General features: G+C 63.5%; 1 protein-coding gene. It reads left to right on the top strand.

The genetic code is table 11. The annotated features are described in order from the left end of the window. A partial coding sequence (locus tag ACOV8S_RS31405) for an ABC transporter substrate-binding protein (protein WP_448321878.1) occupies positions 1-430 on the top strand: 430 nt, incomplete at both ends.

Raw genomic sequence — 430 nt, 5'->3', positions numbered from 1 at the left:
CTCGTGGGCGGCGACAAGTACGAGGGCCCGTACGAGGGCAAGCACCTCGACTCGATCGAGATCGACGGCAAGACCATCACCTTCCGCCTCAACGAGGCGCGGGCCGACTTCAACTTCACGCTCGCCATGCGTGGTTACGCCTTGGTGCCGAAGAAGCACGACACCAAGGAGAAGTACGACAAGCGTCCGTTCTCCTGCGGCCCGTACAAGATCGAGAGCCGCAGCATCGGCAAGTCGATGACCTACGTGCGCAACGAGCACTGGAACCCGAAGACGGACGCGATGCGCAACGCGTACCCGGACCAGTACAAGTTCCAGTTCGGCTTCCAGCCGCTCGCCGCCACCGACCGCTTCATCGCGGACCAGGGGAACGACAAGCAGGCGATGGTGATCTTCAACGAGGTCGCCGCCGAGCGTGTCGCCCAGGTGC

Source organism: Streptomyces sp. CO7, from assembly GCF_053474865.1.
Note: the sequence above shows the minus strand (reverse complement) of the source record. Positions and strands in the feature narration are given on the sequence as shown.